At 72.4% G+C, this 26,845-nt stretch carries 21 protein-coding genes and 1 riboswitch; of the genes, 6 read left to right on the top strand and 15 right to left on the bottom strand.

Features of this window, described 5'->3' with window-relative positions; all coding sequences use genetic code 11:
* Nucleotides 1–216: 216 nt before the first annotated feature.
* The 14 genes from ACIBSW_RS15050 to ACIBSW_RS14985 all read right to left on the bottom strand — a co-directional run bounded on the left by ACIBSW_RS15050 (nt 217) and on the right by ACIBSW_RS14985 (nt 17,305).
* Nucleotides 217–942 carry a YggS family pyridoxal phosphate-dependent enzyme gene (locus ACIBSW_RS15050; RefSeq protein ID WP_404799360.1) on the bottom strand — a complete coding sequence of 242 codons (726 nt, stop codon included), beginning with the start codon at nt 940–942 and terminating at the stop codon, nt 217–219.
* Nucleotides 943–949: 7 nt separating this feature from the next.
* Nucleotides 950–2,077 carry a cell division protein FtsZ gene (gene ftsZ, locus ACIBSW_RS15045; RefSeq protein ID WP_354728439.1) on the bottom strand — a complete coding sequence of 376 codons (1,128 nt, stop codon included), beginning with the start codon at nt 2,075–2,077 and terminating at the stop codon, nt 950–952.
* 261 nt (nt 2,078–2,338) lie between these two features.
* Entirely contained in the window at nt 2,339–3,109 is a 771-nt protein-coding gene (locus ACIBSW_RS15040) for an FtsQ-type POTRA domain-containing protein (RefSeq protein ID WP_354728441.1), read from the bottom strand.
* Nucleotides 3,110–3,232: 123 nt separating this feature from the next.
* Nucleotides 3,233–4,651 (bottom strand): UDP-N-acetylmuramate--L-alanine ligase, encoded by a 1,419-nt coding sequence (gene murC / locus ACIBSW_RS15035; protein WP_354730212.1) that lies wholly within the window; start codon nt 4,649–4,651, stop codon nt 3,233–3,235.
* A gap of 31 nt (nt 4,652–4,682) precedes the next feature.
* Entirely contained in the window at nt 4,683–5,792 is a 1,110-nt protein-coding gene (murG, locus tag ACIBSW_RS15030) for an undecaprenyldiphospho-muramoylpentapeptide beta-N-acetylglucosaminyltransferase (protein WP_354730214.1), read from the bottom strand.
* Nucleotides 5,792–7,228, bottom strand: coding sequence for a putative peptidoglycan glycosyltransferase FtsW (locus ACIBSW_RS15025; protein ID WP_354730216.1), 1,437 nt, complete (start codon nt 7,226–7,228; stop codon nt 5,792–5,794). Before ACIBSW_RS15025 ends, murG begins: the two co-directional genes overlap by 1 nt.
* Nucleotides 7,229–7,292: 64 nt before the next feature.
* Nucleotides 7,293–8,396, bottom strand: a complete 1,104-nt coding sequence (mraY, locus tag ACIBSW_RS15020) for a phospho-N-acetylmuramoyl-pentapeptide-transferase (RefSeq protein WP_354730218.1) — start codon at nt 8,394–8,396, stop codon at nt 7,293–7,295.
* Complete coding sequence (gene murF, locus ACIBSW_RS15015; protein ID WP_354730220.1) at nt 8,393–9,790, bottom strand: UDP-N-acetylmuramoyl-tripeptide--D-alanyl-D-alanine ligase; 1,398 nt, start codon at nt 9,788–9,790, stop codon at nt 8,393–8,395. Before murF ends, mraY begins: the two co-directional genes overlap by 4 nt.
* Nucleotides 9,787–11,301: a UDP-N-acetylmuramoyl-L-alanyl-D-glutamate--2,6-diaminopimelate ligase gene (locus tag ACIBSW_RS15010; RefSeq protein WP_354730222.1), complete on the bottom strand. Its 1,515-nt coding sequence runs from the start codon at nt 11,299–11,301 to the stop codon at nt 9,787–9,789. Before ACIBSW_RS15010 ends, murF begins: the two co-directional genes overlap by 4 nt.
* Nucleotides 11,302–11,355: 54 nt before the next feature.
* Nucleotides 11,356–13,767 (bottom strand): penicillin-binding transpeptidase domain-containing protein, encoded by a 2,412-nt coding sequence (locus ACIBSW_RS15005; RefSeq protein WP_404799334.1) that lies wholly within the window; start codon nt 13,765–13,767, stop codon nt 11,356–11,358.
* Between the two features lie 3 nt (nt 13,768–13,770).
* The gene (locus tag ACIBSW_RS15000; RefSeq protein ID WP_354730494.1) at nt 13,771–14,361 is read right to left on the bottom strand and encodes a hypothetical protein; all 591 of its coding nucleotides are present in this window, start codon (nt 14,359–14,361) and stop codon (nt 13,771–13,773) included.
* On the bottom strand, nt 14,358–15,425 hold the full coding sequence (gene rsmH / locus ACIBSW_RS14995) for a 16S rRNA (cytosine(1402)-N(4))-methyltransferase RsmH (RefSeq protein ID WP_354730496.1): 1,068 nt from the start codon (nt 15,423–15,425) through the stop codon (nt 14,358–14,360). Before rsmH ends, ACIBSW_RS15000 begins: the two co-directional genes overlap by 4 nt.
* A 254-nt stretch (nt 15,426–15,679) precedes the next feature.
* Nucleotides 15,680–16,111, bottom strand: coding sequence for a division/cell wall cluster transcriptional repressor MraZ (gene mraZ / locus ACIBSW_RS14990; protein WP_184996522.1), 432 nt, complete (start codon nt 16,109–16,111; stop codon nt 15,680–15,682).
* A gap of 420 nt (nt 16,112–16,531) precedes the next feature.
* The gene (locus ACIBSW_RS14985) at nt 16,532–17,305 is read right to left on the bottom strand and encodes a C40 family peptidase (RefSeq protein ID WP_354730498.1); all 774 of its coding nucleotides are present in this window, start codon (nt 17,303–17,305) and stop codon (nt 16,532–16,534) included.
* A gap of 39 nt (nt 17,306–17,344) precedes the next feature.
* Nucleotides 17,345–17,535: riboswitch (cyclic di-AMP (ydaO/yuaA leader) on the bottom strand.
* A gap of 449 nt (nt 17,536–17,984) precedes the next feature.
* On the opposite strand from ACIBSW_RS14985, the gene ACIBSW_RS14980 reads away from it, so the two are divergent.
* The 4 genes from ACIBSW_RS14980 (at nt 17,985) to ACIBSW_RS14965 (ending at nt 21,252) form a co-directional block, all read left to right on the top strand.
* Entirely contained in the window at nt 17,985–19,205 is a 1,221-nt protein-coding gene (locus ACIBSW_RS14980; protein ID WP_354730506.1) for a MurT ligase domain-containing protein, read from the top strand.
* Nucleotides 19,195–19,911, top strand: coding sequence for a glutamine amidotransferase (locus ACIBSW_RS14975; RefSeq protein WP_354730500.1), 717 nt, complete (start codon nt 19,195–19,197; stop codon nt 19,909–19,911). Before ACIBSW_RS14980 ends, ACIBSW_RS14975 begins: the two co-directional genes overlap by 11 nt.
* 64 nt (nt 19,912–19,975) lie before the next feature.
* Complete coding sequence (locus ACIBSW_RS14970; protein WP_354730502.1) at nt 19,976–20,734, top strand: VTT domain-containing protein; 759 nt, start codon at nt 19,976–19,978, stop codon at nt 20,732–20,734.
* 176 nt (nt 20,735–20,910) lie between these two features.
* Nucleotides 20,911–21,252: a hypothetical protein gene (locus ACIBSW_RS14965; protein ID WP_404799333.1), complete on the top strand. Its 342-nt coding sequence runs from the start codon at nt 20,911–20,913 to the stop codon at nt 21,250–21,252.
* 31 nt (nt 21,253–21,283) lie between these two features.
* On the opposite strand, the gene leuS is transcribed toward ACIBSW_RS14965, so the two are convergent.
* On the bottom strand, nt 21,284–24,106 hold the full coding sequence (leuS, locus tag ACIBSW_RS14960) for a leucine--tRNA ligase (RefSeq protein ID WP_404799332.1): 2,823 nt from the start codon (nt 24,104–24,106) through the stop codon (nt 21,284–21,286).
* A 397-nt stretch (nt 24,107–24,503) separates the two neighbouring features.
* Here leuS and ACIBSW_RS14955 point away from each other — a divergent pair, with 397 nt between their 5' ends.
* Nucleotides 24,504–25,553 carry a MoxR family ATPase gene (locus ACIBSW_RS14955; RefSeq protein WP_354716973.1) on the top strand — a complete coding sequence of 350 codons (1,050 nt, stop codon included), beginning with the start codon at nt 24,504–24,506 and terminating at the stop codon, nt 25,551–25,553.
* A 1-nt stretch (nt 25,554) separates the two neighbouring features.
* A complete protein-coding gene (locus tag ACIBSW_RS14950) occupies nt 25,555–26,844 on the top strand; it encodes a DUF58 domain-containing protein (RefSeq protein ID WP_354716975.1) in 1,290 nt (429 codons plus the stop codon).
* Nucleotide 26,845: the final 1 nt, after the last annotated feature.

Raw genomic sequence — 26,845 nt, 5'->3', positions numbered from 1 at the left:
CCCCAGCCCCCTGCTCGGCGCCGAACCGCTCGTCCATGCCCCCACCTCCGTCCGCTGTGCGGCCCGCGCCCCCTCGGCGTGCCGCGTCCCCCCTTGCACGGATACCCAATCGTCAAACATCGACCGGGACCCGCCTCGACGCTGCGTCGTCGGGCGCGTCGGCCGAGGCACGTCGCGCGTAAACAACACCTATGTAGTTTGCTGCCCGCCGCAAGGCTACCGCAGCGTGTTTCGCATCCCGAGCAAAGAAGTGCCGATCCGTACGTGTGTCGCGCCGTGCCGAACGGCCTGCTCGAGATCGCCGCTCATGCCCGCCGAGACGGCCGTCGCGCCCGGGTGTTCCGCGCGCAGCCGCGCGGTCAGCGCGGCCAGCTCCGCGAAGGCCCGCTCCGGCTCCCAGTCCAGCGGCGCCACCGCCATCACGCCGCCGAGCCGCAGCCCTTCGGCGTCGTTCACCGCCGCCGCCACCCGCCACAGGTCGCGGTCGGCCTCCGCGGCACCGGCGATCGCGCCGCCGCGGGACGGATCACCGTCGATGCTCACCTGCACGAGCACGTCGAGCGGACGCTCACGCAGCCGCGCGGCGGCGGTGGACAGCGCACCGGCCAGGCGCATCGAGTCGACCGACTCCACCACGTCGGCGTACGTGACGACCGACTTGGACTTGTTGCGCTGCAACTGCCCGACGAAGTGCCAGCGCACCGCGACGCCCTGCTCCCGGACGGCCGCCGACTTCGCGGCCGCCTCCTGGTCCTTGTTCTCGCCGACGTCGGTGACGCCGAGCCCGGCGAGCAGCACCACATCGCTCGCCGGGTAGGTCTTGGTCACCGCGACCAGGGACACCGAGCCCGGGTCGCGGCCGGCCGCCGCGCAGGCACGCCCGATCCGCTGATGCACCTCGTCCAGCGAGGCCGCCAGCAGGTCGCGGCGTGCCTGGGCGATCAACCGCTCAGGAGCCGTTCTTCAGGAAGTCCGGCACGTCGACGTCGTCGAAGAGCACCCGGCGCGGCGGCGGGGCGGCGGCCGGCGTCGCGGCCGGGCTGACCGTGGCCGGCGCGGCCGGCGCGACCGCGGGCGGGGCCGCGGGCTGCGGCACCTTGCGCGTCGGCTCGGCCGGCTTGTAGGACGGCGTGCCGCCGTCGAAGCCGGCCGCGATGACGGTGACCCGGACCTCGTCGCCGAGCGCGTCGTCGATGACGGCGCCGAAGATGATGTTGGCGTCCGGGTGGGCCGCGTCGGTGACCAGCTGCGCCGCGTCGTTGATCTCGAACAGGCCGAGGTCGGAACCGCCGGCGATGGAGAGCAGCACGCCGCGCGCGCCGTCCATGCTCTGCTCCAGCAGCGGGCTGGAGATGGCCTTCTCGGCGGCCTCGACGGCGCGGTTGTCACCGCGCGCGCTGCCGATGCCCATGAGCGCGCTGCCCGCGCCGCTCATCACGCTCTTGACGTCGGCGAAGTCCAGGTTGATCAGACCCGGCGTGGTGATCAGGTCGGTGATGCCCTGCACGCCGGAGAGCAGCACCTGGTCGGCCTGGCGGAAGGCGTCCATCATGCTGATGCCGCGGTCACCGAGCGCCAGCAGCCGGTCGTTCGGGATGACGATGAGCGTGTCGCACTGGTTGCGCAGCTCGTCGATGCCCGCCTCGGCCTGCACCTGGCGGCGCTTGCCCTCGAAGGAGAACGGCCGGGTGACCACGCCGATGGTCAGGGCGCCCAGCTTGCGGGCGATGTTCGCGACGACGGGCGCGCCGCCGGTGCCGGTGCCACCGCCCTCGCCGCAGGTCACGAAGACCATGTCGGCGCCCTTGAGCACCTCTTCGATCTCGTCGCGGTGATCCTCGGCGGCGTTCTTGCCGACGTCCGGCTGCGCGCCGGCGCCGAGGCCCCGGGTCAGCTCCCGGCCGACGTCGAGCTTCACGTCGGCGTCGCTCATCAGCAGCGCCTGGGCATCGGTGTTGATCGCGATGAATTCGACTCCCTTGAGCCCAACCTCGATCATGCGGTTCACGGCGTTGACGCCGCCGCCACCGATGCCGACGACCTTGATGACCGCGAGGTAGTTGTGCGGAGGTGTCATCGGGCTCAGCCTTCCCTTCCAGGGTTCTAGGTGTCGAGGGCCGCCATCGACATCCGCTCCGTACAAGGGAGGGCGAGGAAACCCTCACCCTCTACTAGAGGCTTAGTGTTATGTCAACTACTCAACCTCTCGTGGGCAACGTAAGCGGACCTCAGGCGACATCCAAGGACCGACGCGGCGTGTCGGCGTCCGCTTACATGGCGACTATCCGACTGAGCCGTAACCTGTGACGGAATGCGCCGTTCGGTCCTTTTCGTCCGGTTAACGGATCGTGACCACGTCCGGGGCGCTCACGTCGATCGTGTCGCCCTTGCGTTCGAGCAGCGCGGTGGCCACCCGGGCCTTGTTCTCGCTCTGGGTGTCGTCGCCCCAGACCACCGTCCGGCCCCGGCGCAGCTCGAGACTGACCTGCGCCGGCCGCAACACCGAGATCGAGACCAGCTGGTCGCGCAGCTCCGCGGTCAGCGCCGAGAGCACCGTCAGGGCCGCGCGGGTGTTGATGTCCTCCGGGCCCGGCGCGGCGAGCCGGGCCAGCGGCAGCCCGCCCGGCCGGCTCGGCACCGTCCGGTACGCGACACCCTCGGCGTCGATCAGCGTGAAACCCTCGCCGGCGGGCACCGCGATGACCGGCGTGCGTTCCACCACCTCGATGACCACCGTCGAGGGCCAGCTCCGGGAGACGATCGCGCGGTCCACCGCGGGCATCGCCTCGACCCGGCCGCGGATCCGGTCCAGGTCGACGCCGGCGAGCGGCTGGTTCATCCGTACGGCCGCGGCCTGCTCGATGTCCAGCGGCGCGAGCGAGTCCGCGCCGACGACGTCGATGGCGCGCACGCCGAGCACCGACGTCCCGTACACGGTCCAGGCGAGCGCGCCCACGACCAGCGCGGCCCCCGCGGCGACCGCCCACGGCAGCGCCGCGCGGAGCCGGCGCCGGCGGGCGCGGGCCATGAACCGCCGCACGGAGGTCGGGACGGCGTCCGTGTCCGCCCGCACCAGCCGCCAGCTACGCCCGCCCCCGCCCTCGCTCATGCGGTGCCGACCTTTCGCATGCGCTTCCGGCCCTCGCTGCGCTCGGTGCAGGCGCTCATGCAGTGCCGACCTTTCGCATGCGCTTCCGGCCCTCGCTGCGCTCGGTGCAGGCGCTCATGCGGGTCAGGCCTCGGCCAGCGCGGCCAGCAGCTCGTCGCCCATCAGCGAGATCGGCGGCGCGCCCATGGTGACCACGACGTCGCCGGGACGGCTGCGCCGGACCACCTCGGCGGGCACGTCCTCCCAGGACGGTACGAAGATCTTGTGCTCGGCGGGCAGGCCGACGGCCGCGGTCAGCGCGACGCCGCCCTCGCCGGGCCCGCGCTGCTCGCCGGGCCCGAAGACCTCCATGACGATCACCTCGTCGGCGATGGCCAGGCCCTCGGCCAGCTCGGCCTGCAGGTCACGGGTCCGGTAGACGCGGTACGGCTGGAACACCACGACGAGCCGGCCGTCGCCGGCCACCTCGCGCAGCGTGCGCAGCGCCGCCTTCACCGAGGTCGGGTGGTACGCGTACTCGTCGTAGACCCGGATGCCCGCGACAGTGCCCTTGCGCTCGAAGCGGCGCCGGACGCCGGGGAACGACGCGAGCGCCTCGGTGATCTTCTGCAGCGGGATGCCGAGACGCATCGCGGTCAGCACGGCCGCCGCGCTGTTGAGCCCCATGTGCCGCCCGGGCAGCGCCAGCGCGACCTCGCCGAGCGGCTTGCCGTCGAGCGTGGCCTGGTAACGCACGCCCTGCGCGGACGAGGTCACGTCGGCGAGCCGCAGGTCGGCGCCCTCGGACTCGCCGTAGGTGTACACCGTGCGGCCGGCGGCGCGCAGGCCCGCGATCAGCTCCTGCACGCCCTCGTCGTCGGCGCAGGTCACCACGAAGCCGTCGGCGTCGGCGAACTCGGCGAACTCGAGGAAGCCCGCCTTGAGCCCGGGCAGGTCGCCCCAGTTGTTGAGGTGGTCGCCCTCGATGTTGGTGATGATCGCGACGTGCGGGCGGTAGATGAGGAACGACTTGTCGCTCTCGTCCGCCTCGGCCACGAAGTAGCTGCCGGAACCGTGGTGGCCGTTCGAGCCGGCCGCGGAGATCTCGCCGCCGATCACGAACGACGGGTCCTCGCCCGCGTGCTGCAGGATCACCGTCATGATCGAGGTGGTGGTCGTCTTGCCGTGCGTGCCGGCGACCGCGATCGTGCGGCGCCCGGTCATCGCGGCGGCCAGGGCCTCGGAGCGGTGCAGCACCCGCAGGCCGCGGCGGCGCGCCTCGACGATCTCCACGTGGTCCTGCGGGATGGCGGTCGAGTAGACGACGGTGTCGACGCCGTCCAGGTTGGACGCCTCGTGCGCCATGTGCACGGTGCCGCCCAGCGCGCGCAGCGCGGCCAGCGCCGGCCACTCCCGCAGCTCGCTGCCGGTGACCGGCACGCCACGGGTGAGCAGCAGCCGGGCCAGGCCACCCATGCCGACCCCACCGATGCCGATGAGGTGGACGGTGCCCAGATCCTCGGCGGTCAACTCACCGGCCGGCGTCAGCTCAGCGGTGTTCACAGCGGCACTCCAGCGGTCGTGGGTGAAAGGGTCATCGGCCGGCCACGGCTTCGCAGACGAAGTCGAGCAGCGCCTCGTCGCCGTCGCGCCGGCCGTACGCGCCGGCCGCGGCGCCCATGGTGGCCAGCCGGTGCCGGTCACGGGCGAGCGGCACGATCGTGCGCTCGATCCATTCGGGCGTGAGCTCGGCGTTGTCCACCAGCAGGCCGCCGCCGGCCTCGACGACGGGCAGCGCGTTGCGCTTCTGCTCCTGGTTGCTGTGCGGGTACGGCACGTAGATCGCGGGCATGCCGATCGCCGTCGTCTCGGCGACGGTGATCGCGCCGCCGCGGCACAGCATCAGGTCGGCGGCCGCGTAACCGAGCTGCATGTCGGACAGGTACGGCACCACCACGTACGGCGTCGGCAGGTCGCTGGGCACCTCGAACGGCTCGTTGCGCCCGCCCTGCACGTGCAGCACCTGGACGCCGGCGTGCGCCAGCTTCTTCGCGGCGCCGGCCACCGCGAGGTTGATCGTGCGGGCGCCCGAGGAGCCGCCGGAGACGAAGAGCACCGGCAGGTCGGGGCGCAGCCCGAAGTGGGCCAGGGCGTGCGGGCGCAGCGCCGGGCGGTCCATCCGGGCGATGGACGTGCGCAGCGGCACGCCGACGACCCGGGCGTCGCGCAGCGACTCGGCCTGCTGCGGCTGGGTCGGGAAGCCCACCGCGACGTGCTTGGTGAACTTCATGCCCATCCGGTTGGCCACGCCCGGCGGCACGTTGACCTCGTGGATGACGATCGGCAGCTCGCGCCGCCAGGCCGCCAGGTACGCCGGCACCGAGACATATCCGCCGAAGCCGACCACGACGTCCGCCTCGACCTCGTCGAGGATCTTCCCCGCGGCGTGCGCGGACTTGTACATCCGGTCCGGGGTACGCAGCAGGTTCAGATTGACCGACCGGGGCAGCTGGAACGCCGGTATGACCCGCAGGTCGTAGCCCGCCGGCGGGATCAGCTCGTTCTCCATGCCCTTCGGGCTGCCCAGAGTGGTAATCCGCACCTCGGGGAAGTGGCGGCGCAGGGCGTCGGCGAAGGCGAGCAGCGGGTAGATGTGACCGCCGGTGCCTCCTCCGGCGAGCACGACCGACCGCAGCAGACCCATCACCTTCTCCTCTCGCCCCCCGCGCTCACAGGTGCCCGGCCACCCTTCTTCTGGGCGGCGGGACGCGATGGCCGCCGCGGCGGGGGGAGCGGCGGCAGCGGGGCCCAGACTAGCCGTACCCACCGAGCGGGCGGACGGGCATGCAGGGCTCGGGCCGCGTCGGGCTCCGCGCGGGCGAAGGAGGCGAGGATGCCGATGGCGGAGAGCGTCACGACCAGCGCACTGCCGCCGGCCGAGATGAACGGCAGCGGCAGGCCGGTGATCGGCAGCAGCCCGACCACGCCGCCGATGTTGATGACCGCCTGCGCCACCAGCCACGTGGTGATCGCGGTGGCGGCCAGCCGGCGGAACGGGTCCTGCACCCGGCGCGCGATCCGGAAGCCGGTGTACGCCAGCACCGCGAACAGCGCCAGGATGACCACGCAGCCGACGACGCCCAGTTCCTCGGCGACCACGGCGTAGATGAAGTCGTTGTCCGCCTCGGGCAGCCAGTTCCACTTCAGGGCGCCCTTGCCGAGCCCGACGCCGAACCAGCCGCCCTCGTGGATCGCCGAGCGGCCCTGCAGCAGCTGGTAGCAGGGTCCGAGCGAGCACTCCTCCGGCGGCCGCAGGAACGTCGTCAGGCGCAGCAGCCGGTAGTTCTCCTCGCCCTCCGCGCCGGACCCGGCGCCGCGGGACGCGGCGGCGACCAGCAGCCCGATGCCGGAGATGCCGAGCACGCCCAGCGCCGCGAAGACCCGCAGCCGCACCCCGGCCGCCCAGAGCAGGCCGATGATCAGTGCGAGCACCACCAGCATGGTGCCGAGGTCGTTGTATCCGACCAGCACGAAGAGCAGGCCGACGATCGGGAACAGCGGCATGGCCAGCTCGCGCCAGTGGCCGAGGGAGGCGCCCTTGCGGGCGATGATGTCGGCGCCCCAGAGCACCACGCCGAGCTTCGCGAACTCCGACGGCTGCACGCCGACCGGGCCGACGTAGAGCCAGAGCAGTTCGGCGTCGAGCGGGCCGAGCGGCAGCTTGATCAGTTCGACCGCCTCGAGCGCCATCAGCAGGTCGAGGACGGCGAGCAGCAGGATGGCCAGGCCCAGCACGTACTTGCCGAGGAAGCGCAGCGTGCCGGAGGGCAGGCGCTGGCAGACCCAGAAGCCGAACAGACCGAGGGCGGCGAAGAACAGCTGGTTGCGGATCGCCGAGAAGGCGTTGCCGTCCTCCGCGTACGCCTTGACGCTGGTCGCCGAGAAGACCATGGTCAGGCCGATCAGCAGCAGCAGGCCGGAGCTGGCGATCAGCAGGTAGTAGGAGGAGAGCGGCCGGGCCAGCAGCCCGTGCACCGCCGGCAGCAGCTGCTGGCTGAGCGATCGCGGCCGGGCCGCGGGCGCGGTCGCGGCCGGCGACACGGTGACCGTGGGCCGGGCTTCGGGCTTCTCCTCCCCCATGTGCACCATCATGGTGGCGCGACACGCCTGCCCCGGGATGCGGCGCTGGCGTGTCGCGAGAGATCTATCCCATCACCGCGAGGAAGTCGCTGTAGAACAGGCCGAGGCCGATGGCGGTGCAGATGCCGGCGACGATCCAGAACCGGACCACGATGTTGACCTCGCTCCAGCCCGCCAGCTCGAAGTGGTGCTGCAGCGGCGACATCCGGAAGACCCGCTTGCCGGTGGTCTTGAACGAGATGATCTGAATGACCACCGACATCGTGATGATGACGAACAGGCCGCCGATGATGATCGACAGCAGCGTCGTGCGGGTCGCCATGGCGAGGCCGCCGATCAGGCCGCCGAGGCCGAGCGCACCGGTGTCGCCCATGAAGATCCGGGCCGGCGAGGTGTTCCACCAGAGGAAGCCGACGCAGGCGCCGGCCGCCGCGGCCGCGATCAGCGCCACCTCGAGCGGATCGCGCACCTGGTAGCAGTAGTCCGCGGTCCTGGCGTAGGTGTCGTCGCCGCACCAGTGCCGGTACTGCCAGAACCCGATCAGCGAGTAGGCGCCGAGCACCAGGATCGAGGCGCCGGTCGCCAGCCCGTCGAGGCCGTCGGTCAGGTTGACGCCGTTCGACATCGACATGATGACGAAGACGAAGATCAGCACCGAGCCGACCTTGCCGACGTCGAGGAAGCTGATGTCGCGGATGAACGAGATGTGCTCGCTCGCCACGGTCTGCCCGTTGGTGCTCGGCACGTACAGGGCGGCGACGCCCAGGCCGCCGCCGACCAGCAGCTGGCCGAGCAGCTTGCCCTTGGCGCTCAGGCCGCCGGAGTGACGCTTGCGGACCTTGAGGAAGTCGTCGAGGAAGCCGACCGCGCCACAGAAGACGAAGAGCCCGAGCAGGACCAGTGCCGTCATCGTCGGCTGCACCTGGGCGATCTGCTCGGTCGGCAGCGTGGTCAGGGCGATGTGCCCGGCGACGTACGCCAGGACGGTCGCGACGATGAACGCCACGCCACCCATCGTCGGCGTGCCCTTCTTGCCCTGGTGGCTGGCCGGACCGAGGGAGCGGATCGGCTGCCCGGCCTTCAGCGCGGTGAACACGCGGATGGCGACCGGGGTGCCGAACAGCGAGATGATGAACGCGACCGCGGCCGCGACGATGACTGCCCTCACGGGCCTACCTCCTCGCCGGCCGCATCCGCGCGGAGCGCGTCGGCCACCTCCCACGTCCGGTACCGCGAACCCTTGACCAGCACCACGTCGCCCGGCCGCAGGTCGCCGCGCAGCGCCGCGACGGCCTCGGCCTGATCTGCCGCGAGCACGGCCTCGCCCTTCCAGGCGGGCACCGTTGCCGCGCCGTCGAGGATCGGGGCGGCGTTGCCCGCGACCGCGATCAGCCGGCCGACGCCGAGTTCGGCGGCGAGCCGGCCGACCTCCTGGTGGCCGGCGGCGTCGTGCTCGCCGAGCTCGGCCATGTAGCCGAGCACGGCGACGGTGCGCCGCCCCTGACCCAGCGCCGCCAGCGCGTGCAGCGCCGCGGCGGTCGAGGACGGGTTCGCGTTGTAGGAGTCGTCGATGACCGTCACGCCGTCGGCGCGGTCGAAAACGTCCATCCGGCGGCCGGAGACGATGCCGACCTCGCCGAGCGCGGCGGCGACGGCGGCGGGCGCCATCCCGGCCTCGAGCGCGACGGCCGCGGCGGCGAGGGTGTTGCCGACCTGGTGGCGGCCGGTCACCGCGAGCCGCACCGGCGCCGACCCGGCGGGCGTGACCAGCGTGTACGCCGCCCGCCCGCGCTCGTCCAGCGTCACGTCGACGGCCCGCACGCTCGCCTCGGGCGCCTCGCCGACCCGCACCACCCGGGCCGAGGTGCGCGCGGCCATCGCGGCGACCAGCGGGTCGTCGGCGTTGAGCACCGCGACGCCGTCCTCGCTCAGCGCCTCGACCAGCTCGCCCTTGGCCCGCGCGGTGCCCTCGACCGAGCCGAACTCGCCGATGTGCGCGGCGCCGACGTTGAGCACCACGCCGATCCGCGGGCCGGCCATGTCGGTGAGGTAGCGGATGTGCCCGATACCGCGGGCGCCCATCTCGAGCACCAGGAACCGGGTCGCGGTGGTCGCCTTCAGCACCGTGTACGGGAAGCCGAGCTCGTTGTTGAGCGAGCCGGCCGGCGCGACGGTCTCGCCGAGGCGGCCGAGCAGCTGCCCGATGTAGTCCTTGGTCGTGGTCTTGCCGGACGAGCCGGTCAGCCCGACGATGGTCAGCTCCGGCAGCCGGCTCACCACCACGCTCGCCAGCGCGGCCAGCGCGCGCAGCGGGTCCTCGACGACGATGCCGGGCCGTCCGGTGTCCCGGGTGCCGAGCACCCCGACGGCGCCGGCCTCGACCGCGGCGCCGGCGAAGTCGTGCCCGTCCACCTTCTCGCCGGCGAAGGCCACGAAGAGCCCGCCGGGAAGCAGCGCGCGGTTGTCGTACTCGACCGGCCCGGTGACGACCGCGGCCGGGTCGGCGTTGACGAGCCGCCCGCCGGTGATCGCGGCGATCTCGTCCAGGGTCATGCGGATCAAGCGGCACCGCCCGGGCGTGCGGCCAGCGCCGCGGTCAGTTCGATCCGGTCGTCGAACGGCAGCACCTGGCCGTTCACCTCCTGGCCCCGCTCGTGTCCCTTGCCCAGTACCGCGACGACGTCGCCGGGGCCGGCCAGCCGTACCGCCTCGTCGATGGCGGCCCGGCGGCCCGCCACCTCAATGATCTTCGCCGGCGTGGCCGCCTGCTCGGCGCCCTGCCGGACCGCCGCGCGGATCCCGGCCGGGTCCTCCGTGCGCGGGTTGTCGTCGGTGACGACGACCAGGTCGGAGCCGCGGGCGGCGGCCGCGCCCATCAGCGGGCGCTTGCCGCGGTCGCGGTCGCCGCCGGCGCCGATGACGCAGAGCAGATGACCGCCGCGGGCGGTGGCCAGCTCGCGCAGGGCGGCCAGGGCGGCGACGATCGCGTCCGGCTTGTGCGCGTAGTCGACGACGCCGAACACCTCGCCCGGCGAGTCGACCCGCTCGAGCCGGCCGGGCACGCCGTTGCAGGCGGCGATGCCGTCGGCCGCCACCTGCGGGTCGATGCCGGCCGCGACCAGCGAGGCCAGGGCGAGCAGCGCGTTGGCGATGTTGTGCCGGCCGGGCAGCGCCACGCCCGCCCGCACCGGGCCGGCGGGGCCGTGCGCGGTGAAGCGCTGGCCGAACGCGTCGCCGGCGACGTCGGCGGCGGACCAGGTCGCCGCCCGGTCGCCGGCCGCGGAGTAGGTGACGGTGGCGGGCCGGCGCAGCGGCGCGAGCGCCGGCTCGTCGGCGTTGAGCACCTCGACGCGGCAGCGGCCGTCGAAGAGCTTCGCCTTCGCCGCGAAGTAGTCCTCGGCGTCGGCGTGGAAGTCGAGGTGGTCCAGGCCGAAGTTGGTGTAGCCGCCGACGGCGAAGCGGACGCCGCCGACGCGGCCCATGGCCAGCGCGTGGCTGGACACCTCCATCACGACCGCGGTGACCCCACGCTCGAGCGCGGCGGCCAGGATCGCGTGCAGGTCGGTGGCCTCCGGCGTGGTCCGCACGCTCTGCACGACCAGGTCGCCGAGGCGGGTCTCGACCGTGCCGATCAGGCCGGTGGTCAGCCCGGCGGCCCGCAGCCCGGACTCGACCAGGTACGCCGTCGAGGTCTTGCCCGCCGTACCGGTGAGGCCGATGACGGTGAGCCGCTCGGTGGGGTCGCCGTAGATCCGCGAGGCGGCCACGCCGAGCACCTCGCGGGGGTCGTCGACGACGAGCACCGGCAGCCCGGCCGCGACGGCGGCGTCGTGGCCGGCGGGGTCGGTCAGCACGGCGACCGCGCCCGCCTCGGCGGCGCTCGCGACGAACTCGGCGCCGTGGCGCCGGGCACCCGGCAGCGCGGCGTAGAGATCGCCGGGGCGGACCTCGTTGCTGGCGTGGGTCACGCCGGTGACCTCGACATCCGCGCCGGTCAGCCGAGCACCGATCAGGGTGGCGAGGTCGGCCAGTCCGCGGGGACGGACGGTCTGGGGACGGGGAATGCCGGACACGGCGTCAGACCCTACCCGGTGGCCGCGGTCCTGCTGCGAACGCCATCGGTGCGGCTACTGCTTGAGCTTGAAGGTCGGCGGCTCGGTACCCGAGGGGGGCACCAGGTGGTGGCGCAGCGCGGAGGCCATCATCTCGCTGAAGGCCGGCGCGGCCACGTCGCCGCCGGTGCCGTCGGGCACGTCGGCGAACACGCCGATCACGAAGCGCGGGTTGTCGGCCGGCGCCATGCCGATGAACGAGCCCGCGTTGTGCTTGGTGTACTGCCCCTCGACCAGCATCTTTCCGGTTCCGGTCTTGCCGGAGACCCGGTAGCCCGCGACCGCGGCCTTGCCGCCGGTGCCGCCCTTGGAATCGACGACGGACTCCATCATCGTGCGCAGCTGGCTCGCCACCTCGGGGCTGAGCACCTCGCGGGTCACCGGCGCCGGAGCCGGAGTGACCGAGCCGTCCTTGCCGGAGATGGTGGCCTTGATGAGCCGCGGCTGGATGTAGGTGCCGTCGTTCGCGATCGCCGCGTAGCCGGCGGCCATCTGGATCAGCGTGGCGTCGACGCTCATGCCGATCGGCACCGAGCCCCACGCCGAGCCACTCCACTCATTCGGGGTCAGCAGCCGGCCGCTCGCCTCGCCCGGCATACCCTCGTTCGTGGCCTCGCCGAGGCCGAACCGGCGCTGGTACTCGTACAGCTTCTCCTTGCCCAGCTTCTGGCCGATGCGGATGGTGCCGATGTTCGACGAGTAGGCGAGCACGCCGGGGATGGTCAGCTTGGTGCCGGCGTCGAACCGGTGCGTGTCGGTGAACCCTTTGCCGCCCAGGATCATGCCTGGGCCGACCGTGACGGTGGAGTCGGGCTTGATGACTCCCTCCTGCAGGGCGGCGCCGATGGTGAAGGCCTTGTGCGTCGAGCCCGGGTCGGCGATGACGCTGCTCGCCACGTCCTCGCGCTCGGTCGGCTTGAAGTCGAACGGCTTCGCCGCGTTGTACGGCGGGTAGCTGGCCTGCGCCAGCACCTCGCCGGTGCGCACGTCGAGGACGACGGCGGCGCCGATGGTGGCGTTCACCCGCTCCATCTGCCGGCTCAGGATGCGCTGCACCTCGAACTGCAGGTCGCGCTCGATGGTCAGCTGGATCGACGAGCCGGGCGCGGCCGGCCGGTACGAGCTGTAGCCGCCCGGGATCTCCTTGGCCAGCATGCCGTTCTTGACGTCCGGGTTGCCGCGCTCGAAGACCCGCTTGCCGTCGGTGCCGCGCAGCAGGTCGTCGTAGCGGGCCTCGATGCCCTCCAGGCCGAAGTGGTCCTCGCCGGTGAAGCCGATCAGGTTCGCCGCCAGGTCGGCGCCGGGCACGTCGCGGCGCTCGTCGCGGTCCGCGCCGATGCCGGGCAGCTTCATCCCGGTGATCCGGTCCGCCACCGCGATGTCGATGCCGCGGGCGAGGTACTCGAAGCGGGACGCGCCGCCGCCGGGGCGCTTCTTCTTCGCCATCAGCGCGACCAGCCGCGACGACGGGACGCCGAGCAGCGGGGACAGCTTCGCCGCGGTCGCGGGCGCGTTGGTGACCAGCTCGGGGTCGGCGTAGATGTAGCGCGCCTCGACGCTGTGCGCGAGCACCGCGCCCGAGCTGTCCAGGATGCTGCCGCGCGGCGCGGGCAGGGTCACGTCGGTGAGCCGGTTCTGCCGCTGCTCCGCCAGGCTCTGCGCGGACGCGGGCGTCTCGACGACCTGGAGCACGACCAGCCGTACCCCGATCGTCACGAACAGCGCGAGCGCCAGCACGGTGCCCAGCCGCAGCCGCCGGGTGCTGTTGGCCAGCTTCGGCGGCTCGGCCGGCACCGGCGGCGCGGGCCGCCGGGAGGCGGGCCGGGAGGCGGGCCGGGAGGGCGGCGCGGCCTTGGCGGCGCGCCCAGCGGTGCCGCGCCGCGGCCCGGGCGGCGCGGCGACCTTACGCTCCCGGCCGGTACGCGCGCCCGGCTCGGTGCGCGCGGCGGCGCCCCGGCGCGGGTTCGCCGTCGATCGGGTACGCGCGGCGCCCGCCGTGGTCCGGCCCGGCCGGCGCGGCGCGTCGTCCCACTCGTCGTCCTCGGCCGGCGCCGCGCGGGTCGTACCGCGCGCCGCGCGGCCCTTTGGCTCGCGGGTCTCCCGCTCCTCGCGGGCGCGGCGCTGCGGTGGCGGCGGCGCCTCCTCGGGCTCCCGGCGGCGGGTGCGGGCCGGCCGGCCGCCGTCGAGGACCTGCAGCGCCGGGCGGAACGGGTCGGTGTCCCGGCCGGCGCGCGGCGAACGGGTGCGCTGGTCGCCCTCGCGCACCGTACGCCCACGCGGCGTGTACGCCCGCGCGTCGCCGATGCCGCCGAAGCCGCGGGTCCGGTCGTCCTCGCGCCCGGGCTCGTCGGCCGGCGGCAGGTCACGCGAAGCGCCGCGCCGGGGCTCCCGGCCCCGGCGCGGCGTCTCGTCGGCGCGCGGCGACATGCTCTACCGTCCGGTCGCCGTCGCGGCGGAGTCCTGCGCCGTGACGGCCACGTCGCCGGTCGCCGGCCGCGGCACCAGGACGATCACGCCGTCCGGCAGCCGGATGTACGCCGGGTTCTCCGCCTTGACCAGGCCCAGCCGGCGGGCGGCCGCGTCCAGGCTGCCCGGGCTGTTGTTGGCGGCGATCTCGTTCTCCAGCTCCTGCTGCTGGGTGTCCAGCTTCTTCTGCTGCTTCTGCAGCGTGTCGATGCGGAACGAGTTCTCCGCGGTCTTGGTGTTGATCAGCAGGATGCCGATCACACCGGCCACGACGACCGCCACCACCAGCGCGATGAACGGCGCCCGGGGCGCGTTGATCGGCGCCGGCGGCGCGACCCGCAGCCGGGGCGCGGTGGCGTTGCCGCCCTGCTGCTCGGCCGTCAGCTTCAGGGCGGTGCTGCCCTGGGTGGCGCCGACCGCCGGGTGCTGACGCGCCCCCCGGCCGCCACCACCCTTCGTGGTGCCCGTAGTCGCGGCGGCCGGCTTGCGCCGGTCCCTGCCAATCTGCTCCGCGGTCCGGCCCCCCGACCGCGGCGCAGTCCTGCGCTCGCTCAATGCCCCTCCCCCTCCTTGCGTGCCCCCGGGCGTGTCCGCCCTTGTCCCCCGTGCGCAGACATCCGGGGCCGTTCGCGGGCGGCACCCGATGCCTGTTCGTGCTGGTCGATCCGTTCCACCGCGCGCAGCTTCACCGAGGCCGCCCGCGGGTTCTCCGCCACTTCCTCCTCGCTCGGCGGCTCCGACCCGCGGGTCAGCAGCCGCACCGAAGGACCCGTGCCGGGCAGTTCGACCGGCAGTTCGATCGGCCCGGTGCTGCGCGCCCGCTCGGCGAAGGCGCGCTTGACGATCCGGTCCTCCAGCGATTGGTACGACATCACGACAAGGCGCCCCTTCGGGGCCAGCAGATCCAGTGCGGCCGGCACTGCCGCCTCGACCGCCGCAAGCTCGGCATTTACCTCGATGCGCAACGCCTGAAACGTTCTTTTCGCGGGATTTCCACCCGTACGCCGGCCGGCCTGCGGGATGGCGTCCTTGACCAGTTCCGCCAGGTGCGCCGAGGAGACGATCCGCGCCTTCGCCCGCTCCCGGACGATCGCCGAGACGACGCGGGGCGCGAACTTCTCCTCGCCGTACACCCGCAGGATGCGGACGAGCTCGCCCGGCTCGTAGCCGTTGACGACATCCTCCGCGGTGATGCCCCGCGACTGGTCCATCCGCATGTCCAGCGGCGCGTCCCGCGAGTAGGCGAAGCCCCGGTCCGGCTCGTCGAGCTGCAGCGAGGAGACGCCGAGATCGAACAGCCCACTGTGGAACGCCGGCCGGCCGAGCCTGGCGAGCACCTCGGGCAGCTCGTCGTAGACCGCGTGTACGAAGTGCACCCGGTCGCCGAAGCGGGCCAGCCGGTGCCGGGAGTGCGCGAGCGCCTCGGTGTCCCGGTCGAGTCCGATGAGGACCACGTCGGGGTGGCGCTCCAGCACCGCCTCGGCGTGCCCGCCCAGGCCCAGCGTGAAGTCGACGTGCACCGCGCCCGGAAGGCCGAGGGCCGGGGCGAGCAGCTCGAGGCAGCGCTCGAGCAGCACCGGCACGTGCGTGCCGCGAAGCTCCCCCATGACGACCCCCATTGCCCGCTCTTTCCGCGCTCACCCGGCCTAACCCGATACCGGCCGCCCCAACCGGGGCGTTCGGCGCCTACGTGCCCGGTCGTCCGTCCGTACCGCCAGATCCCCATCCGCTCGTGCCCGTTGCCTTCGGGCGCGCCCGACCGGACACACGCCTGGCGCCGGGGAAGAGGCGCCAGGAGCGGGAGCGGCTGGAGATCTCGCAGTACGGCCGAGGCGACGTCCGGACCGTGTCGGCGGCCCACAGGTGCCACGCCTCACAGTCCGCCGGGCAGCACCCCCTCCTCGATGTCGGCGAACTCGTCCTCGCTCGCCGAGAGGTACTGCTCCCAGGACTGCTTGTCCCAGATCTCCACCCGCGTGCTCGCGCCGATCACGACCAACTCGCGGTCGAGCGCCGCATACCCCCGCAGGTGCGCCGGGATGGTGACCCGGCCCTGCTTGTCGGGGATCTCGTCGTGCGCACTGGCGAAGAACACCCGGCTGTAGGCCCGGGCCGCCTTGTTGGTGACCGGTGCCTCACGCAGCTGGCCCGCGATGCGCTGGAACTCAGGCATCGGGAAGACGTAAAGGCAACGCTCCTGCCCCTTGGTGATCACGACACCTCCCGCCAGCTCGTCGCGGAACCTCGCCGGAAGGATCAGCCGTCCCTTGTCGTCGAGGCGCGGGGTGTGCGTGCCGAGAAACATCGGCCCAACCCCCTGCCCCTGGGCGGTTTCGCGGACCGCCTGTCGTCTGGGCCGGCAACCCCTTCGGAGTCAGCTCCTCAGGCCCTGCCACTGCGCTCCACTCTACTCCACTTCCCTCCACCCGCAACCGGAATGACGCGGCCTGCGAGTCAGATTCGCAAGTGAATGCGCACGTCAGAGCCGGTGGAGCCGAGGTGGAGGAGATCGGCGTCCGCGCCATGGTCCACTTTCCGACATGCCGCCCACGCGGGCATGAAAGTCCCCCGAAATCGGGCTTTCACCGCCGTTAGGCACCGGCGCGTGGAGCAAAGTGGAGGAGAAAGTGGAGCGTGCACGACAGTGGGGCGCGACCCGAACCGGGTCGCGCCCCACTGAACTGTCCTACTGCTTCTTAACTCTGCGGCACTGTACTTACTAGCGTCAGGCGGCGACGAGGCGCCGAACGACGTAGTTCTTGCCCCAGATCTTGTGCTTGCCCACCCGGGCGCCCGAGTGCGGCGAGTCCCACATGTAGCCGTTGCCCGCGTAGATGCCGGCGTGCGTGCCGTACGAGCCCGACCGGAACACGATCAGGTCGCCGACCCGCCGGTTGCTCTTGCTGATCTTCTTGCCGTACTTCTGCTGGGCGTTCGCCTTGTGCGGGAGCTTCTTGCCCGTCGTCTTGCGGAAGACGTACTGGGTGTAGCCCGAGCAGTCGAAGCGCTTGGGACCCGAGGCGCCGAACTTGTAGAGCGCGCCCTTGTGCTTCCTCGCCTCGGCGAGGACCTTCGCGCCGCTGCTGCGCACGGTGACCTTGATGCCCGGGCTGGTCACCGACTTGATGCCGGCGGCGCCGGTGTACTGCGTCCGGAAGTAGCCGGTGATGTGCGGCTCCGCGGACAGGGTCACCGTGCCCTTGGCGGACAGCTTGCGGGTCACCCAGGTGCTCCACTTGCCGTTCCGCTTGGCCTGCAGGCGGACCGAGCCCTTGGTGACGACCTTGCCGGTCTTCGGGTCGATGACCTTGGCGGTGACCTTGATCTTCTTGCCCCACGCGACGGAGCGGGCCGCGGAGTTCGAGATCTTCGGCTTGATCACCGATGCCGCGGACGCCGCCTCGGCGGCGGGAGCGGCGGTCGCCGCCGGTGTGGCGACCAGCTGGCCGGCACAGAGGCAGAGACCCAGGGACAGTGCGATGGTGCCGGTTCCAGCCATGCGGCGGTTCCGGCTCGAACTGCGTTCGTGCACGGTAGAGATATCCCTCCGGCACGCCTGCGAGGTTAGCTGTCGGGTTCGGGCGGGAAGGTTGCCCGGTCGCGCTAACGACTTCACCCCAAGGTCCGGGCGGTACGCGCCGCCGAAGCGACGTGACCGCCGGATGGACCGAATCTGGGTCCCCCGTCCCTGCCCCCGTATGCCTGTGTTGGTTGTAGCTACCTCAGTGGTCATGCCGCCCGGACCGGGGCAGGGCTCGGCGTGGTCCGATGCGACACGAACGGCGAGCGGATGCTCACCGGCCCAACCTTGCTACCCGATTTCCGCCGGGACCGTCGGGGCCCAATTGGTCACTCAGAGTATTTGGCACATCTGAAGCTGTCCGGTTTGTAACCGCGCCGTGACAAATGCCGACACGAGGCGTAGTGGATCACTTACCCAGCGCCGAAGGTTACGGGTGAAACACGACACATAAAAAGCCGCACCTCGGTGGATCATGGACGTCGCCAAGATCGGGAGAATGTCGGCCTAAACGCCCCCACCGGCCCAAACGCGGCACCGAGCGGCGGGGTAGAGATCATCCGTTCGGCCGACCCCGGTCCACCGCAGGCCGCGGGCCCCGGGGCCACTCGACGTAGTGTCCGTTTCCGGTACCCTCGTCGCCGTGACGGACGGGAAATTGCCCCTACGGGCCAAGGTCGCGACTTCGGTGTCGCGAACCGCTGCGGCGCTCTCACGCGCCGCGGGACGCGGTGACGGCTCGGTGATCGGCGGGTGGATCGGTCTCAAGATCGATCCTGACCTGCTCAGAAACCTGGCCGCCGGCCGCGCGATCGCGCTGGTGTCGGGCACCAACGGCAAGACGACCACGACGCGGTTCGCCGCGGCCGCGGTCGGCGTGCTCGGCCCGGTCGCCACCAACTCGTTCGGCGCCAACATGCCGACCGGGCACACCTCGGCCCTGGCCAAGGCCGGCGCGACCCCGTTCGCGGTGCTCGAGGTCGACGAGCACTACCTCGCCCGGGTGATCGACGAGACCACCCCGCGTGTGGTCGCCTTGCTGAACCTGTCCCGCGACCAGCTCGACCGGGCGAAGGAGGTGGCGATGATGGCGCAGATGTGGCGCACGGCCCTGGCCGCCCACCCCGACGTGCACGTGGTCGCCAACGCCGACGACCCGATGGTCGTCTGGGCCGCGATCGACACGCAGCACGTCGTGTGGTTCAGCGCCGGACAGCGGTGGCTCGACGACTCGTTCGTCTGCCCCGAGTGCGGCTCGTCCATCGAGCGCGCCAACGGCGACTGGTGGTGCACCGGCTGCCCGCTGCGCCGCCCCCGGGCGCAGTGGACCGTCGAGGACGACGGCGTCGTCGACCCCCGGGGCGACTGGCACCTGGTCAAGCTGCAGCTACCGGGCAAGGTCAACCTCGGCAACGCGGCCACCGCGCTGGCCGTCGCCGCCGAGTTCGGCATCCGGCCGATAGAGGCCGCGCCCCGGCTCGCCGGCGTCGCCTCGGTGGCCGGCCGCTACGCGCAGGTCGACCGCGACGGGCGCAACATCCGGCTGCTGCTGGCCAAGAACCCGGCCAGCTGGCTGGAGGCGTTCGACATGGCCGAGGTGGCGCCGACGCTGCTCTCCATCAACGCCCGCGACCCCGACGGCTTCGACACGTCGTGGCTGTACGACGTCGACTTCTCCCCGCTGCGCGGGCGGCAGGTCCTGATCACCGGCGACCGCGCCTACGACCTCGCCGTGCGACTGGAAGTGAACGATGTGGCCTTCCGGCACGTGCATACCTTCGACGAGGCGGTACGGGCCAGCCCGCCGGGCCGCCTCGAGGTGATCGCGAACTACACCGCGTTCCAGGACATCCGAGCGGAGTTGGACCGTGTCAACTGAGAGCACGCTGCGGATCGTCTGGGTCTACCCCGACCTGCTGTCGACGTACGGCGACCGGGGCAACATGCTGATCCTGCGCCGCCGGGCGGCCGTGCGCGGCATCCCGGTGGAGACCTACGAGGTCCGCACCGACCAGGCGCTGCCCACCACCGCCGACATCTACCTGATCGGCGGCGGCGAGGACGGCCCGCAGGCGCTCGCGGCGCAGCGGCTGATCGCCGACGGCGGCCTGCACCGGGCCGTGCAGCAGGGCGCGGCCGTGCTGGCCGTCTGCGCGGGTTACCAGCTCCTCGGTGGCTCGTTCTACGCGAAGGGCGCCAAATGCGCCGGACTGGACCTACTCGACCTCACTTCCGACCGGGGCGAGACCCGCGCCGTCGGTGAGGTTCGCGGCGACATCGACCCACGGCTGGGGCTTCCGCCGCTGACCGGCTTCGAGAACCACGGCGGCCGCACCCTGCTCGGCCCCGGCGTGGCGCCGCTCGCCCGGGTGACCGCCGGCGTCGGCAACGACGGCCAGACCGAGGGAGCCTGGCACGGGAAGATCCTCGGCACCTACGCACACGGCCCGGCCTTGGCTCGCAACCCAGCTATAGCCGATCTGCTACTGCGTTGGGCCATCGGCGCGGATAGCCTTCAACCGCTCGACGACTCCTGGGCCGACCGGCTACGAGGCGAGCGGCTCGCGGCAGCGGGCGCCGTATGACCGACTGACGCCAGCCCGGCACGACCAGTCCTGGACCGACGAGAAGTTGGGGCGGTACGCCTGCATGACTGACACCCTGATCGCCCCGCGGGGCATCGAAAACCCCGCCACGGACCCTCAGGCCAGCACGCAGCACCAGGACACCCCGATCGGCTGGCGCCGGCGGCTGGTCCGCTTCGGCGTCCTCGCGACGGCGGTGGCGTCACTCGGCGTCGCCGCCGCGGTCCTGCCCCTGCACGCCATCGCGGACTCGGTCGTCGCCCTCGGCCCCGCGGCCGCCGTGGCGATCGCCGTGGTCGGCGGCCTGCTGCTCTCGGTGCTCGTGCCGCGTACGGCGATCACCCTCGCCTGCGGCGCCCTCCTCGGCCCGGCGACGGGCGCGGTCACCGCGCTGGCCGCGGCCGTCATCGCCGCCGCCGCCACCTACTACGCGGGCCGCTGGGCCGGCCGGGGCGTACTCCGCGCCCGCGCCGGTGGCCGCCTCGACCGCCTCGACGGCTGGCTGAACCGCCGCGGCCTCGCCGCGGTGCTGCTGGTCCGCTTCCTGCCCCTCGCCCCCTACGGCCTGATCGGCTACGCGTACGGCACGACGTCGGTCTGCCGGGTCCGCTACCTGCTCGGCACCACGCTGGCGGCGGTCCCGTCCGCAATCTCGTACGCGGTGATCGGCGCGGCAGTCACCTCGCCGGGCTCGATGAACCCGCTCACCCTCGCCCCGGCCGCGATCGGCATGGCCCTGACCACCACGATCGTCCTCCGCTGGCGCCTCGCCGCCCGCCGCGACGCCGCCACCGCGGCAGCCCAGGCCGCACCCGCCGCCTGACCCTCCGGGGCCTGCCGGCCCGGCCCGGCGCTTATCCAGAACCGGAGCGCCTTCGGCTGGTCAGCCGTTCGGGAAGGGCCTGAGGCTGAACCGTGGGGGTGTACTCGGGTGGTCGTCGGCGCGGCTCGGTAGTCCGGCCCACGACGTTGACCTGCTGAAACAGTCACCATTGGCGCATGGTGATCGTGCGTTGGTTTGCGGGTGGCCGGCCTTCCCGGATCTACCTGGCGGTGGTTTCTGTCGCGGCGGCGTTCGCCGCGTGGGAGTTGCTCGCGTGGGTCGAACGGGAGGCCTACGTGCACGGCACGTATCCGGTGCTCGCGACCGCGCCCGCCCTGTTCCTGACCGCGCCGACGTCGCTGCTCCTCGAGTGGTGGTGGCCGTCCTGGGATGGTCTGTGGTCGTGGACGGTGCCCGTTCTCGTAGGTGCGCTGCTGAACATCGCCGCCCTGAAAGGCATTGCGGCCCTGGTGCGCCGGCTGCGGGCGCCTGCCCGGCAAACGGCCCGCCGCGAGTGATTCGCGGCGGGCCGTTCGGGGAGGGTTGGGGTCAGACGACGATGCTGACCAGGCGGCCGGGGACCACGATCACCTTGCGGGGTTCGCGGCCGGCCAGTGCTTCGGCGACCTCGGCCAGCGCAGCCGTGCGTACGGAATCTTCGGTTGTGTCGGGTGCTACCTCGACCCGGCCGCGGACCTTGCCGTTCACCTGCACCGGGTAGGTGATCGACTCCGCGACCAGCTGGGCCGGATCGGCCACCGGGAAGTCCGCGTAGGCCAGGGTGTCTTCGTGGCCCAGCTTGCGCCACAGCTCCTCGGCCAGGTGCGGCGCGAACGGCGACATCATCAGCACCAGCGGCTCGATCGCCTCGCGTGACGCCGTCGGCAGCGGGGTCAGCGTGTTGGTCAGCTCGATCAGCTTCGCGATGGCCGTGTTGAAGCGCAGTTCGTCCATGTCGCCGCGGACGCCGTCGATGATGCGGTGCAGGACGCGGCGGGTCTTGGCGTCCAGCGGGTCGTCGGTGACCCGGACCGCGCCCGTTGTCTCGTCCACGACCAGGCGCCAGACGCGCTGCAGGAAGCGTTGCGAGCCGACGACCGCGCGGGTCTCCCACGGGCGCGAGACGTCCAGCGGGCCCATCGCCATCTCGTAGACGCGGAACGTGTCGGCGCCGTACTGCTCGCACATCTCGTCCGGGGTGACGACGTTCTTCAGGGACTTGCCCATCTTGCCGTACTCGCGGTGGGCCTCCTGGTCGCCGTGGAACCACTTGCCGTCGCGCTCGACGACCTCCTCGGCGGGCACGATGACCCCGCGCGCGTCGCGGAACGCGTACGCCTGGATGTAGCCCTGGTTGAACAGCTTGCGGAACGGCTCGAAGGACGAGACGTGGCCCAGGTCGAACAGGACCTTGTGCCAGAAGCGGGCGTACAGCAGGTGCAGCACGGCGTGCTCGACGCCGCCGACGTACAGGTCGACGCCGCCCGGGTCGCCGGGGCTCTGCGGGCCCATCCAGTAGGCCTCGTTCTCCGAACCGACCAGCACCTTGTCGTTGTGCGGGTCCAGGTAGCGCAGCTCGTACCAGCAGGAGCCGGCCCACTGCGGCATCGTGTTGGTCTCGCGGACGTACTGCTTCGGGCCGTCGCCCAGGTCCAGCTCGACGTGGACCCAGTCCTTCTTGCGCGACAGCGGCGTCTCCGGCTCGCTCGCGGCGTCCTGCGGGTCGAAGGTGCGCGGCGAGAAGTCGTCGACGTCGGGCAGCTCGACGGGCAGCATCGAGTCGGGCAGCGCGATCGGCAGGCCGTGCTCGTCGTAGACGATCGGGAACGGCTCGCCCCAGTAGCGCTGGCGGCTGAACAGCCAGTCCCGCAGCCGGAACGTCGTCGCGCCGCGGCCGTGGCCCTTCTCCTCCAGCCAGGAGATCATCGAAGCCTTCGCGTCGACGACGCCCATGCCGTTCAGCCAGTCGCTGTTCACCGCCGGGCCCTCGCCGGTGTACGCGCCCTCGAAGTCGGGCGGCGCCTGCACCGTACGGATGATCGGCAGGTCGAAGACCTCGGCGAACGCCCAGTCCCGCTCGTCCTGGCCGGGGACCGCCATGATCGCGCCGGTGCCGTAGCCGGCCAGCACGTAGTCGGCGATGAAGACCGGAACGCGTGCGCCGTTGACCGGGTTGGTCGCGTACGCGCCGGTGAAGACGCCCGTCTTGACCTTGGCGTCGGCGGTGCGCTCCTGCTCGGTCTTGGCGGCGGCCGCGGTCCGGTACGCGGCGACGGCCGCCGCGGGCGTGGCGTGCCCGCCGGTCCAGGCGTCCTTCGTGCCATCCGGCCAGGCGGCCGGCACCAGCGAGTCGACCAGGGAGTGCTCCGGCGCCAGCACCATGTAGGTCGCGCCGAACAGGGTGTCGGGCCGGGTGGTGAAGACCGAGATCGTGAAGCCGTCGATCGGGAAGTCGACGTGCGCGCCGCGGGAGCGGCCGATCCAGTTGCGCTGCATCAGCTTGACCGGCTCCGGCCAGTCCAGGCTGTCCAGGTCCTCGACCAGGCGGTCGCCGTACGCGGTGATCCGCATCTTCCACTGCTTCAGGCTGCGCTGGAAGACCGGGAAGTTGCCGCGCTCGCTGCGGCCCTCGGGGGTGACCTCCTCGTTGGCCAGCACCGTGCCCAGCCCGGGGCACCAGTTGACCGGCGCCTCGCTGACGTACGCCAGCCGGTGGTCGTTGATCGCCGCGCGCCGCTCGACCGGCGACAGGTCCGCCCAGGCCTGGCCGTCGACCGTGCGGGTGCCCGCGACGAACTCGTCGACCAGCGTGGAGATCGGGCGCGCCTTGCGCAGCGACGGGTCGAACCAGGAGTTGAAGACCTGCAGGAAGATCCACTGGGTCCAGCGGTAGTACGACGGGTCCGTGGTGGAGAACGAGCGGCGGTCGTCGTAGGCCAGGCCCAGGCGGCGCAGCTGGCCGCGGTAGCGCTCGACGTTCGCCTCGGTGGTGGTGCGCGGGTGGGTGCCGGTCTGCACCGCGTACTGCTCGGCGGGCAGCCCGAACGCGTCGAAGCCCATCGGGTGCAGGACGTTGAAGCCCGCCATCCGCTTGTAGCGGGTGTAGGAGTCGGTGCCGATGTACCCCAGCGGGTGCCCGACGTGCAGCCCGGCGCCGGACGGGTACGGGAACATGTCCTGCACGTGCAGCTTGGGCGCACCCGCGCGCGGGTGGGTGGCATCGGCCAGGTCGCCGGTCGGGTTCGGCGCGTGGAACGTGCCGTTGTCGGCCCAGTGCGCCTGCCAGCGTGGCTCGATCTCCGCGGCCATCGCCGCGGTATAGCGGTACGGCGGGACGTCCGCGTTGGTCTCGGACTCGCTCATCGTCACCATCTCGTTCTGTGAGGTCAGTCGACAGGGTCGCCTGCTTCAGGGCATAAAAAAGCCCCTCTCGCAGGAGGGGGCGCCGCGCTGTTCTCTGCTAGGAGATCAGCACGGCCGGCTAAGAAGCAGGAAAGACCGAGCCATCCATGCATAGTACCGGGCGCGATATGACGGTGGCGACCGGTATCGCCCGGGACGATTCTTAATGCATCCGATATGCGTGTCTGGTTGACCACGTGCCGTGATGGGCGCTAGCGCCCCACTCGGCAGGTTGCATCGACCGGGCTAATCTGTGTTGAACGGGCGGCGAGCGCCGGAGGCCCACGGACCGCCGGCCGCCCGCGAACCTTCGGTTCCTCACCACGAAAGCACGTGGCGAGGGGCTTGAACGACATGGAGGAGGCCCGTGACAACGCCAACCTGGGACCAGCCCGGCGGTCCCCTGCCGAGCGATGAGTTCCTCGCCGCCAGCGGCGCCATCGTGACGAACATCGAGCAGGTCATCGAGGGCAAGAGCGCCACCATCCGGCTGGCCCTCGCGGTGCTGCTCGCCGAGGGCCACCTGCTGATCGAGGACGTGCCGGGCGTCGGCAAGACCAAGCTCGCCAAGGCGCTCGCCCGCTCGATCGACTGCTCGGTACGGCGCATCCAGTTCACCCCCGACCTGCTGCCCAGCGACGTGACCGGGGTCAGCGTCTACAACCAGGAGACGCGCGACTTCGAGTTCAAGCCCGGCGCGGTCTTCGCCAACCTGGTGGTCGGCGACGAGATCAACCGGGCCTCGCCCAAGACCCAGTCCGCCCTGCTGGAGTGCATGGAGGAGCGGCAGGTCACGGTCGACGGCACCACCTACGAGCTGCAGGCGCCGTTCATGGTCATCGCGACCCAGAACCCGATCGAGATGGAGGGCACCTACCCCCTCCCCGAGGCGCAGCGCGACCGCTTCACCGCCCGCATCGCGATGGGCTACCCGGACCCCCGGGCGGAGATGGCGATGCTCAACGGCCACGGCGCGCACGACCCGCTCAACGACCTGCGCGCCGTCGCCGACGCCACGCTCGTGCGCCGGCTCATCGCGACCGCGCGCGACGTGCACGCGTCCGAGGCCGTGCAGCAGTACGCGATCGCGCTCGTCACGGCCACCCGCGAGGCACCGGAGATCCGGCTCGGCGCGTCGCCCCGCTCCACCCTGCAGCTCATCCGCACCGCCAAGGCCGTCGCGGCGCTCGAGGGCCGCGACTACGTCCTGCCCGACGACCTGCAGACCCTTGCGGTTCCGGTGCTGGCGCACCGCATCATCCCCACGGCCGACGCGCAGCTGAACAGGCGCACGACCGACGCCATCGTGGCCGAGATCGTGCACCGGCTCCCGCTGCCGCACGACCGCAACCGCTCGCCCTACGACACCCGCGCCACCGGCGGCGTGACCGGGCAGTACGAGGCGCGGGGGCGCTGACATGCGGGAGGCTATGCGGGGAATGACCACCCGCGGCCGCTCGTTCCTCGCCGCGGCCGCGGCCGCCGGGGTATCCGCCCTCGTTCTCGGCGAGAAGGACCTGCTGCGCGTCGCGGTCCTGCTGGCGGCGCTGCCGCTGCTCGCCGCGGCGTATGTCGGCCGCAGCCGCTACAAGCTGGCGTGCACCCGCTCGCTGGAGCCCGGCCGCGCGCCGGTCGGCTCCAGCGCGCGGGTGATCCTGCGCCTGCAGAACATGTCCCGGCTGCCGACCGGGACGCTGCTGCTCGAGGACCGGCTGCCGTACGCCCTCGGCAGCCGGCCGCGGGTGGTGCTCGAGCGCCTCGGCGCGCACCAGGCCAGCTCGGTGGCGTACACGGTCCGCGCCGACGTGCGCGGCCGCTACCCGGTCGGCCCGCTGGTGATCCGGCTGACCGATCCGTTCGGGCTCTGCGAGCTGACCCGCTCGTTCCCGAGCGTCGACCGGCTCACGGTCATCCCGCAGGTCGTCTCGCTGCCGGCCATCCGCCTCGCCGGCGAGTACGCGGGCACCGGCGACAGCCGCGCGCGGTCGGTCGCCGTGCACGGCGAGGACGACGCGGCCACCCGCGAGTACCGCCGCGGCGACGACCTGCGCCGGGTGCACTGGCGCTCCACCGCGCGCACGGGCGAGCTGATGGTCCGTCGCGAGGAGCAGCCGTGGGAGAGCCGCGCCACCATCGTGCTCGACACCCGGCAGGCCGCGCACCGCGGCGAGGGCCCGACCGCGAGCTTCGAGTGGGCGGTGTCGGCGGCCGCGAGCATCGCGGTGCACCTGCGCCACGCCGGCTACAAGCTGCGGCTGGTGACCGGCACCGGCGTGGACGTGGACGCCAACGAGATCGGCGGCGAGAGCGCGGTCCTGGACACCCTCGCCGACGTGAAGCTCAGCACCGCCGGCGACATCTCGGTGCTGGTCGAGCAGGTGCGGCGCCGCTCCGACGGCGGCCTGGTCATCGGCCTGTTCGGCACGCTCAGCGTCGCCGAGGCCGAGGTGCTGACCGGGCTGCGCGGCAACGGCGCGACCTGCATCGGGTTCGCGATCGACAGCTCCACCTGGGTGAACCTGATCCCCGGCGACCGCAGCGAGGCCGACCGGGCGCACGGTGCCTCGGCCATGGCGCTGATCCGCAGCGGCTGGCGCTCGGTGCCGGTCGCGCACGGCGACTCGCTCGCCGCGCTCTGGCCGGCGGCCGGCCGCGGCTCGCAGGGATTCGCCTACCGGGCGGCGATGGCGGAGACGGTGGGACGATGAC

The sequence above is a fragment of the Actinoplanes sp. NPDC049668 genome, assembly GCF_044465445.1.
In the GTDB taxonomy this organism is placed as follows: Bacteria; Actinomycetota; Actinomycetes; order Mycobacteriales; family Micromonosporaceae; genus Actinoplanes.
The sequence above is the reverse complement of the archived record's forward strand: the minus strand, read 5'-3'. Positions and strand labels throughout refer to the sequence as shown.